Source organism: Acetobacter estunensis (genome assembly GCF_019083805.1).
Classification (GTDB): Bacteria; Pseudomonadota; Alphaproteobacteria; order Acetobacterales; family Acetobacteraceae; genus Acetobacter; species Acetobacter estunensis_A.
The window spans coordinates 15,023-29,119 of the sequence record NZ_JAHRDV010000017.1; the positions used below are offsets into that span (position 1 = coordinate 15,023).

The 14,097-nt window shown below is 60.5% G+C and carries 11 protein-coding genes; 2 read left to right on the forward strand and 9 right to left on the reverse strand.

Going from position 1 to position 14,097, the window contains the following annotated elements:
• Positions 1-158 precede the first annotated feature (158 nt).
• Together KUA11_RS15020 and KUA11_RS15025 are read left to right on the forward strand one after the other, a co-directional pair.
• The gene (locus KUA11_RS15020) at positions 159-926 is read left to right on the forward strand and encodes an SDR family NAD(P)-dependent oxidoreductase (RefSeq protein ID WP_217411696.1); all 768 of its coding nucleotides are present in this window, start codon (positions 159-161) and stop codon (positions 924-926) included.
• A gap of 82 nt (positions 927-1,008) precedes the next feature.
• Positions 1,009-1,284 (forward strand): hypothetical protein, encoded by a 276-nt coding sequence (locus KUA11_RS15025; protein ID WP_217411698.1) that lies wholly within the window; start codon positions 1,009-1,011, stop codon positions 1,282-1,284.
• A 444-nt stretch (positions 1,285-1,728) separates the two neighbouring features.
• Here KUA11_RS15025 and KUA11_RS15030 read toward each other — a convergent pair whose 3' ends face one another.
• The 9 genes from KUA11_RS15030 to KUA11_RS15070 form a co-directional block, all read right to left on the reverse strand.
• Positions 1,729-2,496 carry a hypothetical protein gene (locus KUA11_RS15030; protein ID WP_217411700.1) on the reverse strand — a complete coding sequence of 256 codons (768 nt, stop codon included), beginning with the start codon at positions 2,494-2,496 and terminating at the stop codon, positions 1,729-1,731.
• Positions 2,439-3,641 (reverse strand): ParB N-terminal domain-containing protein, encoded by a 1,203-nt coding sequence (locus tag KUA11_RS15035; RefSeq protein WP_217411702.1) that lies wholly within the window; start codon positions 3,639-3,641, stop codon positions 2,439-2,441. Before KUA11_RS15035 ends, KUA11_RS15030 begins: the two co-directional genes overlap by 58 nt.
• 534 nt (positions 3,642-4,175) lie before the next feature.
• Positions 4,176-4,655, reverse strand: coding sequence for a hypothetical protein (locus KUA11_RS15040; RefSeq protein WP_217411704.1), 480 nt, complete (start codon positions 4,653-4,655; stop codon positions 4,176-4,178).
• Positions 4,656-5,020: 365 nt separating this feature from the next.
• Positions 5,021-5,686 carry a hypothetical protein gene (locus KUA11_RS15045; protein ID WP_217411706.1) on the reverse strand — a complete coding sequence of 222 codons (666 nt, stop codon included), beginning with the start codon at positions 5,684-5,686 and terminating at the stop codon, positions 5,021-5,023.
• Between the two features lie 45 nt (positions 5,687-5,731).
• Positions 5,732-6,256, reverse strand: coding sequence for a hypothetical protein (locus tag KUA11_RS15050; RefSeq protein ID WP_217411708.1), 525 nt, complete (start codon positions 6,254-6,256; stop codon positions 5,732-5,734).
• On the reverse strand, positions 6,249-6,428 hold the full coding sequence (locus KUA11_RS15055) for a hypothetical protein (RefSeq protein WP_217411710.1): 180 nt from the start codon (positions 6,426-6,428) through the stop codon (positions 6,249-6,251). The genes KUA11_RS15050 and KUA11_RS15055 overlap by 8 nt, the downstream gene beginning before the upstream one ends.
• A 163-nt stretch (positions 6,429-6,591) precedes the next feature.
• Positions 6,592-11,718 carry a DEAD/DEAH box helicase family protein gene (locus KUA11_RS15060; protein WP_217411712.1) on the reverse strand — a complete coding sequence of 1,709 codons (5,127 nt, stop codon included), beginning with the start codon at positions 11,716-11,718 and terminating at the stop codon, positions 6,592-6,594.
• 378 nt (positions 11,719-12,096) lie between these two features.
• A complete protein-coding gene (locus tag KUA11_RS15065; protein ID WP_217411752.1) occupies positions 12,097-12,969 on the reverse strand; it encodes a ParB/RepB/Spo0J family partition protein in 873 nt (290 codons plus the stop codon).
• Positions 12,956-14,011 (reverse strand): AAA family ATPase, encoded by a 1,056-nt coding sequence (locus tag KUA11_RS15070; RefSeq protein ID WP_217411714.1) that lies wholly within the window; start codon positions 14,009-14,011, stop codon positions 12,956-12,958. The genes KUA11_RS15065 and KUA11_RS15070 overlap by 14 nt, the downstream gene beginning before the upstream one ends.
• Between the last annotated feature and the right edge of the window lie 86 nt (positions 14,012-14,097).

Here is a 14,097-nt window from a genome sequence, read left to right on the forward strand (position 1 = left end):
CTTCTCCTTGGTTCTGTCTTATTTTTGCATCTGTTTCGCCCTTATTGTTCGGAGTTTACGACCAGTGTTTCCCGTTATCGTTGCATTATCCCAACTTGCGACATTGTTAATGTCGCCAAGACGCGGCCAGAAGGTCGTACGATCTGGTGGAGAGCCTTATGGATAATACTCGTCGACCCATTGCCATCGTAACGGGCGCAAGCCGAGGATTGGGGCGTTCCACCGCTCTTGCTCTCGCGAGAAACGGCGTTGATATCATTGGCACTTACCGTTCACGCAAAACGGACGCCGACACCGTTGCCGAAGAAATCTGGCGGTGCGGACGCAAAGCCGTGATGCTTCCTCTGGATACCGGTAAGATCAAAACATTTTCGGCATTCCGGGACCGTATCCAGGACACCCTGCGGACCCATTGGCAGCGGGAACACTTCAACTATCTCGTGAATAATGCCGGGATCGGAATTCACGCACCCTTCGCCACCACGACCGAAGCGGACTTCGATGAACTCGTGAACGTGCATTTCAAAGGCGTATTCTTTTTGACACAGAACCTTCTGCCTTTACTCAAGGATGGTGGTCGGATCGTAAATGTGTCTTCCGGCCTCACACGCTTCAGTCTGGCAGGATATTCCGCCTATGCGGCCATGAAGGGCGCCATTGAAGTGCTGACACGGTATTTGGCAAAAGAACTGGGCGCGAATGGCATTACCGTAAACACGATCGCACCGGGAGCGATCGAGACCGATTTCGGCGGCGGCGCTGTCCGCGACAACAAGGAAATCAATAATCTAATTGCCAGTGTCACCGCTCTGGGACGGGCAGGCATGCCTGACGATATCGGGCCGGCTGTGGCCGCCATACTGTCCGAGGATAACCATTGGATGACTGGACAGCGCGTCGAAGTCTCCGGGGGCATGTTCGTATAACACTTGCTCCCACCGCAGAAGGACCACGTATTAGGCACCGGATGCGTGGTCTTTTGCTGTGACGGTGTCTGGATCGACTATTGTGCCAGAGGCCTATATCGCGTGGAAAAATCAGCTCTCCCAAAACTGGAAAATATGGAAATTCTACAACTCCCATCTTGTTCCGGAAGTGCGTGAAATCAACAGACGCTTACTTCCGACAACAGCCCTACAGGCTGTGCGTGAACTTGCCGAATGGGCTGAAATCCAGAAACGGCAGAATTATCGGTCACCAATTGATCTCTGCAATGCTGGTTGGCGGCCGGGGTGGGTGCTTGAACTTCTCTTACAAGGAAAGCTCACGCCCGGCTTGAAATGAAAATCCACTTTATCCCGAAGTATAAGGGGCGACACACGCATGTGCATCGCCCCTTGAAAATCGTGGTCGGTATGCCTTACTCTGAAGCCAAGGACCGGGGGCATCCGGCTAAAGATAACCCCCGGCCCGGTGGTTAGAAGTGACTATTCGGAGAGGCCCTTCAGGACGGCAGCCACCGCCTGAAGGGCCTTCTTCGTTTTACGAAGAACCCGCTTTAGCCACTTCCGGTCCACCACGATCACGACGATCATGGTTTTCCCTTCACAGTAAGGCCAGACGCTGCGGCCCCCGAAGCGCCATGGCCGACCACGATTGATGGGGGCCGCGACACCGCGCGCATGGTCTCACGCGATGTTTCGCCGCTCCGGCTCGTCAGGCGGCCCCGAAATGCTCTGATAGCATGTCACGGACGGGCGCACAGCCCGTCCGCATTGCGATGTCCCCTTACACCATCACCACCTCGAAGTGATCGGGCATGGCGCGCGCCAGTTCGGCCAATTCGCGCGGAATGCGCGGATCGGCCGGGCGTTCGGAAAGAGGCGCTGCGGGGGGCTCTTCGTCTGTTTCGGGCTCGTCTGCAGGCGCTACGGCCTCGACCGGTGCCAGATCTTCACTCACTTCCCCGCCTTCGATCTCCTCGCCGAGATCCTCGTTCTCGGCGACGTCCTCGTCCTGCTCATCCTCGGCCTGAAGTTTCGCTCGCGCGGCCGCGCTTTTGGCCTTTCGCGCCAGTTCTTCCTTCCAAGCGGCGATCCCTTCCCCGAAACCCGCCGCCTCGGGCACCCAGCGGCCTTCGCCGACGTGGCCCATCAGCGCCTCGCGCATGGCCTTGCCGGTCGGCTTTTCTTCCAGCCCCTCGGCCTTCACCGCCTTTGTGATGCCCGGCTTGCTATAGGTCTTGAGGAACGCCTCAAAGGCCATGTTCGGCATGTGCGCGTCCGCGCCGAACAGCACGCCGAGAAGCTGCGCCGGCAGACCGCTGCCGCTGTGCATGCTCACCTCGCAGTTCATGAAGCTGCCGAGCACCTCGAGCGCGGCCTCACGCAGTGTAGCCGGATCGCGCACCAGCACGCCCTCGGGAAACACGCGGCCGACCGCCCGCTCGCGCGCGGACACGCCGCCATACGGATCGTAGGTGTGATCGCCATCGACCTTCACGTTGTTCGCGCTGAGCGCCAGCAGGAACGCGCCCACCAGATCCCACGGATCCACGCGTCCTCGCCCGCACCTGCGAGCGCCTCGCGCAGCGCCTGTGTGCGGACCTCGCCGATCAGCTTCAGGCCCGTCCCCGAAATGTCGGGCCGCTCCTTTGGCGCGGTCGAGGCCGGAACGATCGTGACATTGAGCGATCCGTTCACGCCCTCCTCTCCCGCACGCGCGGCGAGCGCGCGCATGTGGCCGGTCTTGATCTCCAGCGTGCCTGGACTGACCCAGACGACCGGAATATCGCTCTTCAGAACGCTCTCCCAGGTGCTGACCCGTCGATAACCTTCGGGGGCAATTCCCGAGCCATACTCACCGCATTCCAGCATTTCCGCGCCGTCCGGCTTCGTCTTTTCCGCCCAGAGCTTTTGCGCCCTGAACATGGCCGGAAAGCTGGTGCAGTAGCGATTATCCTGATCGCCCTGCCCGAACAGATCCTCTTCCCAGACGACACCCGCTTCTTTCGCGGTGGCCTCATCAAACGCGAAATCGCGTGCATACAGCTCGGTGCGATCGAGCGCCTGCACAAACTCGGACCACTCGAAATACTGGAAATCCTCGGCCGTCATGCGGTAGTCGGTCGGATCGCTCTTACCCTCTCCGCTTTCCGCCCAGACCTCGGCCCAGACATCACGCTGACGCTCAAGCGGCGTGCGGGCGATTGCGTTGCGTTCGGCAAAGGACGGGCCCATGCCCGCGTCGATTGCCGCGATGATCGGCGCGTGCATCTGCGCAAGCAGGGAAAGCCCGCGCAGATAGCCCGGCGTAATCATGAAGGCCCGGCAGATCTCCGTGTCGCTCGCACCTTTCACGCGCATGTCGAGCACGCCGTTCCACTGATCGGATTCCGACATAGCCTCACGCACGACATTCTCCGCGACAGAGGCCATCGTATGGCTTTTCTCGTCGCCCTGGCGCACATGCACGTCGATCTCGCCAAGTTTCGCGGCGATGCAGGCGCGCACGCGCCGGTGCCCGGCCACGATCATCAGGCGGCCGTCCTCAAGCTCGCGCACGCAGGGCGGATGGATCAGCCCCACGGTCTTGATGTTGAGCGCAAGCTGGTGGTCCGCGCGCGGATCAGGGGCGCTGCGACGCGGATTGTCGGGGTTCACGACAAGCGTTTTCGGGTCCACACGACGAAGTTCCGTCATGGTCATCTCCTTGATCTCAGGGCTGCGAGGCTGGCTTTTTTCTCTGCCTCATGCTTTCCGCGACGGCGCAGACGGCTGGCCGGGGCAAGGGCGCGCGTGCGCGGCCCCGGAACGGGGCGCACCCTTGCGGCGGACAGACGGCCTGTGGCGCGTCCCTTCCTCCCCTGCCCTTCTTCGTCCTCTTATTCTCTGCGCTGTGAGCGTCCCGATGTCACATGCTTGAAAACAGCTTGCAGCACATTCAAGAAATAAAGGTTTCTGGAAAGACGTTTCAAAACAAGCAACACAAGAAATACGTTTTTGAAATACGTGTATCTACGTTGCTTTTATGTGGACTTTTTGTATTGGGTTGAGTCTGCTGACCAAACGTAGCCCTACATCGACTTGACCGGAATAACCAATCCCGTCAGCATTCAGATGGTAATCACCATCCGAATGCTGGCCTTACCGAGCACAACCGATATTCACCTGCGCGAAGAGTATCGTCAAAAAATGACAGTTCGACGCATTCAATCGCCTATGGGGAAGTTGTTTTTATGCACTCTGGTTTCCGTCTACACTTTTGTTAGTCGGTGAAGAAAACAGTTTTGCAATCAGTTCTTGTTCACTATTTCCATCGTTAATGTTGGAAACAGCTTGCGCGCCCTGCGCAGTAGTGCTGCCGGAAGCTGTATAAAGGGTGAGGCTTGACGAAGATGATGTCAGATCGGTCTCAAGGTCTCCGTTGACCGTTATGGCTCCTTTTATCTTCGAGGCAGGCACTCCATTGATCACGTCGCCCGCGCTGTCAGGAACATACCGATCGCCTTCAGGGATGAGAACGATCGGGCCGTCAGAGTTGTAGACAGAAGTGGACGATGTTGATGAGACATCCAATATCGTTGCAGCACCATTTGCATAAGAAGATGTTACGGATGCGTTCGACGTCGATGAGGTGGTGGTTGTCGGTTTGATCAAGCCAAGATCAGCAGAAAGCCTGATCACGCTTAATTCGCCTGATAAATCAATGTTCATCGTCTAGCTCCGGATGAATGCTCTGTATGCCGATCGAACTACGGGCAATTTTCTGTCTGCAATCATTTTTTAGAGTAAAGATATATAAGACGTTAATGCGAAGCCTCTCGGGTGATCGCATTTCGAATATGTTATATTCGAGGTATTCTTCACATTCTCAATAAACAGAGATTGTTCCGTGGTGAATTTATATATTTCTAATTTGCAGAGCCTTTTGTCTGTTCGGCGCGCATTATTTCCTGAATCATGAGGGTGAGAGAGTCCATTCCCTTGCGCAGATCGGTGTAACCCAGTGGGACATGGATACGCATTTTGGGAGGCAGGCTGATTACGGTGAAGTGTCCAGCGCATTGGCCAGAGGGTTTTCACAGCGCCAGTGAGAGTGTGGCTGTGTTCATCTGCTTCATCAGCGGCGTTGCGTCGTATTCGTGCCCGGACACCTGCGCCCGATTGAAGATCCGCCGTTCGTCGAGATACTGGTAGGAAAACATGATGGCGGCGTCGTGCATGTTGCTCAGAGGCGAAAGCGTCCAATGGAGCCGCTCCCCGACATGCGCGGGGGCGTGCTCTGCGAGGCTTTCGCTGAGCCCGGTCAGTTCCTTGCGACGCCATGCGTCATCCAGCGTCTGCGGGTCGGGAACGCTCAGCGTCATGGAGCACGCAAGGTGCCTGCCAAGAACCTCTGGCGGCACGGCCGCCTCCACGACGCTGCGGTAGCGGCGAATAAACGTCTCGGCCTGTGTGTCACGGCTTCCAGATAGGCGCAGGCAGCCGCTTTCGCACCACGCCGCGTTCTCGACGACGGTTCGCATGATCGTAGATTTCTGCCCCGAGGCCATCAGAGACCAGCTGCGCATCCGGATCTCCACAACCCGGTTGCCTCGATACTGGCTGGTGGTGACATTATTATCGCCGCCCAGTTCGAAAAGCAGGAACTGGTCGTCGAAAAGCCGGGTCTGGGGAAAGGCCTCGCGCAACGTCTCGATCGGGAAGCGTACGGCGACGGCATCGTAAGCGATACGATGGGACATGATCTGTATTCCTGTTGTGAAAATGAGGGACTGTCGGCGGCACGCTCAGCGCAGGACAAACCAGTGCCGGTGCCACTCGGCCGTGGGATCGGCCGCGTTGATCCCGTCAGCGATGCGCTGCGCCAGGGCGTGTGTCGGCACCGGTTCGGACAGTTCGTGCGCGAGCGTGCCGTCCACGACGATCCACCACCCCGCGTGCTGTCCGTATGCCTGCGGATCGCGGGCAAGCTGCCAGGGCTGGGCGTCGATGGGAGGCGCGGGCGCGAGTGGTTCCACCTGCTCGGCGCACGATCCCGGCACGGCCTTTTCCACACCCGCCCGGAAGCGACGGCGAACCTCCTGATCGCGATCATGGACGCTCGGCCGTGCCGGGCCATTGATCGCCCGCACCACGTCATCGAGCAGACGCTCGCGCACGTTGTCCACGAGATCGTCAGGGGCGACCGAGATGGACACCAGATAGCCATCCCGCGCGGCCTCGCGAACGTCGGGTGGGAAATGGCTGAACGTGCCCTCGAACACGCGCGTGAGCACGCCTTCGAGAGCGGTTGCGGTCATCGGATCAGTCATCCTCAGACTCCCCATCCATGACACCCAGCTCCCGCAGACGATCGGTATCCTCGAGCCGGACAATCTCGAAATCATCCGACCTGTGCGCGAACTCTCCAGACCTCACCTCTCCCACTGTCGCATGGAACCCGTCAGGCCAGATCACGATGTCGTCTCGATGGTGCGCCGTCATTTCTGTTTACTCCTTTCCTTATGCTCTCCGGCGACGGCGCAGACGGCTGGCCGGGGCAAGGGCGCGCCTGCGCGGCCCCGGAACGGGGCGCACCCTTGCGGCGGACGGACGGCCTGTGGCGCGCCCTTCCTCCCCTTCCCTGCCCTTCTTCTTCCTGCTTTTCTCAGGCCACCTCCTCGACCGGCTCGGTGGTCTCGACCGCGCTGTCGTCATTGGCGGTCGCCTCTTTCAGCGCGGCTTCCTCCTCCTTGCCCGAGGCCTCGAGATCCGCATCCAGCGCCACCAGCTCGGCCAGCTTCGCCTCGAGATCGCCCGCCTCTGTGAACGGCAGGCCCTGACGCGCGCGATAGGCTGGCAGGCGACGCTCGGCCTCATCAAAGCTGCGGCGCGCGTTCGCCAGATCGCCGTCCAAGCGGAGTGCTGCGTGCTCGATGCGCGAGATCAGACCCAGTGGTTTCGTCTCGCGGTCGATCTCGATGTCCACATCGCCTGCGGGCGTGTCGAGAAAGACGCAGGCTTCCACGTCGGGTTTCCCTTTGTTCGTGGAGAAGAACTGGTTCTCGCGCGCCTCGCACACCACCTCGAAGCCCGCGATGCGGCCCATCACCCAGCGGCCTTCCTGCTTCTCGCGCTCGGCGAGACGGACCTGCGAGAGGATCCACGCGCCGGCCTTCTCGCGGCTCTCCACCACGCCCCGGTCACGATGCAGCGCGAACGCCTCGCCTTTCGTGGAGACGCGCAGGGCGATCGCCGCTTCCAGCTTCGGAATGATCGACGTTGCCGTTGCGATGTCGCGCTCCGCGTGCTGGATCTGACGCCGCACGTTGAACTGGTCGTCGTAATGCGCCGCCTGCAGGCGCTCGAGACGGGCGATGTCGGCTTCCAGCCCTGCTTTCTGGATCAGGCGCATGTCGCCGGACGCCAGCGCCTTGGCCATGGCGAAGTCGTTGCCCTCGCCGCCCACGTCCTCGATGCGTCGGATCGACCGGTCTCCCGACATCGCCAGACCTATGAAGCGCATTTTCCGCTCAAGGAGCTGCCAGTTGGTCGCGTCCACCGATCCCTGCTGCGCGTAGGCGTAGATCTGGATTTCCGCGTTCTGGTTGCCCTGTCGCTCGATGCGTCCCTCACGCTGCATGATGTCGGCCACCAGCCAGGGCACGTCGAGATGATGCAGGGCGATCAGGCGCTGCTGGGCGTTCACGCCCGTGCCCATCGTGGCCGTCGAGCCGATCAGGATCCGCTTGCGTCCGGCGTTGAGATCGCCGAACAGCCGCAGTTTCGCGGCCGCCTTGTCGTAATCCTGCATGAAGGCGATCTGCTCGGCCGGCACCCCCATGCGGATCAGTTCCGAGCGGATCCACACATAGGCCGAAAAGCCGCGCTTGGCCTGCGCGGATTCCGTGCCGAGATCGGAGAAGATCATCTGCACCGCGCCGGGCAGATCGTAAGGACGCCCCGTGTCGGGGTTGGTGTAGCGGTTGGCCGAGGTCTCCTGCCAGATCGCGAACACCTTGCGGATCATGACGTTGAGCTTCGATCGGTTGTCATTGGCCGCGAACGGATCGACAAAACGCAGGTCGATGGCCCCGAAGCGCGCGTCGTTCATCACGCTCAGGATGATGTCGTCGCCCTTCTGCGGACGGCGCGTGCGCTCCTCAATCGCCTGCATCCGCCATGCGAGCGTCTTCTGAAAAGCCTTGAACTCAACGTGATTGTCGGCGACCACGATCTGGCGCTTGCCGCCCCGGACCTCGGGCAATCTGACGTATTTGCGCAGCTCGTCGGACTGCACCACGTCGGCGAAGTCGCGATACATCGCGATCAGGTCGGCGACGTTGACGAACTCGGTAAAGCGCGTGACCGGCTTGTATTGCCCGTTGGGCTGCAGTTCCAGTTCGGTGCGGGTCTCGCCGAAACTGGCCGACCAGGCATCGAACTCATGCAGATCGCGCGCTTCCAGGGCGGCAAGGTTCATGTAGCGGCCGACATTCCACAATTCGGCGATCGTGTTGGTGATCGGCGAACCTGACGCCATGATGAGCGGGCGTGTCGGATCGTTTGCTGACAGGTAGCGGGTTTTCACGAACAGATCCCACGCGCGCTGCGAGCCGTTGGGATCGACGCCGCGCAGGTCCGACTGGTTGGTGGCGTAGGACAGCTTGCGGAAAAGCTGTGCCTCATCGACAAGAATCTGGTCGATCCCGATCTCGCCCATGTGCAGCAGATCGTCCTTGCGGGTGGCCAGCCCTTCCAGCTTGGCCTCCATCCCCTCCTTCATGCGCTCGATGCGCTTGCGCGAGATGCGATCGTCCTTGTCGATGTCGGTAAGCAGCGTCTCGTAGGAGGCGATCTGGCTCTCGATCATACCGCGCTCGAAATCGGCTTCGACGGGAATGAACTTGAAAGCGTCATGGGTGATGATGATCGCGTCCCAGTTCTCCGTGGCCGCGCGGGCGATGAAACGCTGGCGTTTCGCCTTCACGAAGTTCGTCTCGTCGGCGACCAGAATGCGCGCGGTCGGGTAGAGCATCAGGAACTCTTTCGCCATCTGCGCCAGGCAGTGGCCGGGCACGACGATGCACGCCTTGCTGATAAGCCCCAGACGCTTCTGCTCCATCACAGCCGCCGCCATCGAGAAGGTCTTTCCCGCCCCCACAGCGTGCGCCATGTAGGTGCCGCCCGAGGCGATGATCCGCCAGATCACGCGCTTCTGGTGCGGGCGCAGGGTGATCGCGCTGCTGGCACCGGGCAGCCGGAGATGCGAGCCGTCGAAGGCGCGGGGCACGAGATTGTTGTAGGTCTCGTTGTAGAGCTTCACGAGACGGTCCGAACGATCGGCGTCCTGCCACACCCATGTCTCAAAGGCGCGCTTGATGGCTCCGAGCTTCTCCTTGGCCGCCTCGGTCTCCTGTGTGTTCAGCGTGCGCCGGTCGCTCCCGTTCTCATCCTTCCAGTGATCCCAGATCTTGGGGATGGACTGCGTGAGCGCGTCGTCGAGCAGTTCGGCTGCGTTCCGCCGCTCCGTGCCCCAGACGGACGTCGCCTCGGCCTTGCCCACGAACGGGGCGCGGTCGATGCTCCAGCACGCGACCGAGGCCGTGTGATGGATCGTGGTCTGCACGCCCATCACCTCGGAGACGAAGGCTTCGATGTCGGCGACCGGCAGCCACGGCGCGCCCAGGCGGGCGGTAATCTCCGACGGACGCAGGTCGGATGGCTGCACGCCCTCGAGGGCGGCGATCGTGCGGGCGAAGCGCGGATCGCCCTGCGCTGCCTCACGCGCGCGGGCCAGCTTGGTGCGCACTGCGCCCGAGAGCATCTCGTCGGCCGTCACCCAGACGTCCCTGCCCTGCCCGCTTTTCTCTGCGTCGAGATAGACGCTCTCGCCCAGCTCGGTCAGCGCATCCGCCTCGCTGCGGCCCAGAAGCTCGGCGATCAGCGCAAGGTCCACGCGGCCGGTCTCGTGCAAGGACACCGCCAGCGCATCGTGCGCGCCGTGGATCTCCGGCTCGCTCGGCGCGTGAATGACGCGCTCGGAGAAGATCGGTCCCATGCGGCCGGTGTCGGTGGCCTCGTCGTAGTCCTCGATCGACGCGACCAGCCACACATCCGGGTCGTCCACGAAAGGCTGGATGTTGGGGCGGCGCTGGGTCTCGCGTTTCGCGCCGCTCTCCTCATCCACGCGGACGGTCGTGCGCGTGTGGTTGATTGGACCGAACTCACGCACGAAGGACAGATAGGCGGTCTTGAGCCGACGCTGCAGCTCGCCATAGGGCTGATTGGCCATCTGCGCGCGCAGGACGGCACGGGCGCTGTCGCGCACCGGCACCAGAGCTGAGATGATGCGGCCGTGCTTGGCGAAGATCCCCTCGGTGGAACCGGCCTTGCGGATCGCGACCACTTGGGCCTGCCCGTCGATGATCTGGTGCAGTGTGCCCTTCTCGACGAAGTAGCTACCTTCCTTGAGGTCGGCGCCGGTTGCGGCCGTGCCGATCCGCACGCCGTCGCCTGCCGGCCGGACGATGCGGCTCTCGCGCGGCGGCAGGAAATGCACGTTGGGCGCGATGCGGCTGAGGGCTTCCGGAAGCAGGACGTCGAGGCCGGTATCCTTGCGGGGCGCGCAGGTGTAGCCGGGACCGAACTGCGTGGTGGTCCAGGCGTGCGTGCCGAGCGCCTGCGCGGGATGTGCGAGAAGGTAGCGATTGACGATCAGCGGGCCGTTGCCCTCATCGCTGTCGGCGATCTCACCCGACTCGAGCCAGGTCTCGTCGCCGGGCGCCTCACCGATCTCGCGCTTGCGGAAGGCCAGCACGTCCGCCACGACGTCGGTGCCGGCGTCATCGCGCATAGCCCCCTCGGGCAGTCTGACGGCGCCCAGAAGATCGGCGCTCTCGGCGATGGTCCGGCGCGCCGTGGGATCGGTCTTATCCAGCGTGTAGCGGGATGTCACGAACAGCGCGATGCCGCCCGGACGTAGCGCCTCGATGGAGCGCGCGATGAAGAAGTCGTGCAGGCTCAGCCCCAGCTTCTCCAGGCTGTCACGACCATGCACCGACCGGTTGGAGAAAGGCGGATTGCCGATGGCGAGATCGTAGCCCTGGACCAGCTGGGCGCGAGTAAAGTCCTCACTACGGATCCACTGGTTCGGATAGAGTTTGCGGGCGATCCGCGCCGAGATCGGATCGTTCTCGATCCCGGTGAAAGCGATCTTTCCCTCAAGCTTTGCCGGGCGAGCGGCGATGAACAGGCCGGTGCCGCAACCGGGCTCGAGCACGGAGCCGCCCCGAAAGCCCATGCGCTGGGCCATGTCCCACAGCGAATGCACGATCAGCTCGGGCGTGTAGTGGGCATACTGCGTGGCGCGCTGCAGCCCGGCGCGGTCGCTCTCGCTGGTCAGCCGGGTGAGTTCCGAGGCGACGTCCTCCCAGCCCTTGCGCACCTCTTTTCCGGGTGCCGGAAACAGGCCATTGGCCAACTCACCCGCGCCGAAGCCGGTAAAGCGGGCCAGCACGTCCTGCTCGGCCGGTGTCGCGTTGCGGTCCTCGCGCTCAAGCGCGGCGACAAGCGCGATCGCCGCGACATTGGCCTCGGCGCGGGCCTTCCAGCCGTGGGCCAGACCACGCACGCCGTCGAGGCGGAAATCGCGCGCGGGGATACGCAGGGGTTCGGCTGGGGCCGGGGCCACCTCGGGGATGGGCTGATCGTCGTCGAGTGACCACAGGGCGGCGAGGTCGCCAGAGAGGGCGGTGGTGTCGAACAGGCTGAACTGCTGGGAAGACGCGGACATGACGCACTCCGTCCAAACGGCAGCGCCCGACGCCTCTTGCGAGGGTCGGGGTGCCAGATTTCGGGGATGACCGGGATTGGTCGTCAGGAGCGGGAAGGGGGCTGACCTTTCGGTCTCACCTCATTTCTTCTCCCTGATGCCTTTTCGGCAAGCGGGCCGGAGTGGGGGGGCGCAGGTGCGGCGCGCAGCGCCGGGATCGCAGCCGCGTAGCGGACAAGCCTGGCGAGAACCCACCACTTGCGCCGCACCTGCGCCGGGCTGGTGCCACCTTCTGTCCTTCTGTCCTATGCAACGTTGCATAGGGCCGACGACGCGCCGACCAAAAAAAAGGCTATGCAACGTTGCATAGCCTTGGAACTGTCAGTGTGTTTCCCGCCGCTAACCGAGTAACCGGTCAATCATATCGCGAGCACGCCGTAGATCGTTTTTGTCCTCGTCTGACAGTGGTATCGTCGCCTCCCTAATGCTTGTGGTTTCCTTTATAAATCGACGAATAGTTCTAAAGACCTTCCTCTCAGGATCAGATTTTGCCTTCACTATGCTGGACGTTTTGGCGGCTTCCTTTTGACGTAAGTGCTGCATCTCTGCAACCGTCGCGGCGCCAGACATTACCCGGTCAATTAAGACTTTCCGTTGCTTAGGCTCTTCTTCTCGCACTATTTGAACCAAGACATTTGCTGGTACAGCATTGGCCGATGCAAAATCTAGAAAATCGCCTGGGAGATCGAGTATCCGGAGCGTGCGGTTCACACGAGACTGACTTAGTCCAAGTTGGCGTCCTGCTTCACTTTGTGACCACTTATTTACGTCCATTAGGCTTCTCAGCCCGCGCGCCTCTTCGACAGCTGATAAATCAGCCCGCAGCAAATTCTCAACCAGACTTGCGGCTCGGTAATCCCCTTCATACTCAATGGCGGGAAGCGTCTCCCAACCAAGAATGGCTGCCGCTCGCCAGCGCCGTTCGCCTGCAACGATAATCCACTTCGCAGATCCGGCCGCCGCCTCCCTTACCAGGATAGGCTGCAAAATTCCTCGCTCTGCGAGAGAGGTCGCTAAAGCCTCAATCTCTTCCGCAGCGAAAAATTTCCGTGGCTGCTGCTTGTCGGGAACCAAGTCTGAAAGCTTAACCTCGAAACTGTGATTAAATTTTCCCTTTCCGAGAAATGGAGTCGAGAAATCTGGCGTAATACCCTTTTGTGATTCCAAAAAGGGGGAGGGACTTCTCTTCCTGAACTGTCTAGCCACGCACATCCTCCTCAGTTTCATTTATCTCGAGAACATCAACGGCAAGCAGAGGCTGGCTTCCCGTGCTGATAGATTCAGCAAGGCGCACGTACGGGCGCACTGCGGAGTTCGTTGGCGTTAGTTCAACAGAGATTTTACCTTCCCAGGCTGCATTGCTGAACGCGGTGCTGCTAGGCACAGGCTCCAAGACATCTGCTTTGCCTGAAAGCGACGTTATTAAATGTTCGATTATGCCAGCATCAACATATTGACTGGACGAATATTGAGTCGGAATCACTCCGCCAATTCGGAGCCGCGGATTGGACCGGCGATTAACTTTGGAGATTGTATCCAGAATTAGGTTCACGCCCATAACGTCATAAGGTTCTGTGCGGACCGGAATGAATACGAGATTGGCGGCGGTGAGCGCCATCCAGGTTAGAAAACCGAGATGAGGGGGGCTATCAATAATAATATAGTCGAAATCGCCCTGTATTCCTTGCACAGCCTCACGAAGAAGTCCCTCAGTTCCCGGCTCCCGGCGAACATCCACTTCGGCGAGATCAATATGGCTCGGAATGAATGCAAACGGGAGAGTTCGTCCGTTCCCCAGATCAGAAGATTTATCTAGGATGACGTCTGAAAACGGTGTCCCTTTAAGAAGCGCCGCGTCGAGCGTCTTGCCGCTTCGATATAGTTCTACGAGCGCATCCCCAACTAGAGCAGATGTCGCACTGGCCTGTGGATCTGCATCTATTAGCAACACTCGATAATTCAGCCTACTTAAAGCATATGCTACATTTAGGGCGCTCGTCGTTTTCCCGACACCACCTTTTTGATTGGCAAACACTATTACCTGCAACGGTTGCGGCCTGCGTTCGACTATTTGCTTCAACTCGTTCAGGACATCGGCTGGAATCGGCTGTCGTCCATTTTCCCAGCGTGAAATAGTGTGCCGATCGTAGTTTCTCACGAGCCGATCGTTTAACAGTGATTTTAATTCGGCCTGAGAAAGTCCGAGGCTTAACCTGACCTTTTTGAGCGTTTCGCCCGGATTGTTATCTGTCATTGTGCCACCTTCGCCATGAAGTAAGGCGAGTGTTGATTGCTCAACACCCCCCCTGTCAACACTCAACATCAACAGAGGGCGATTGG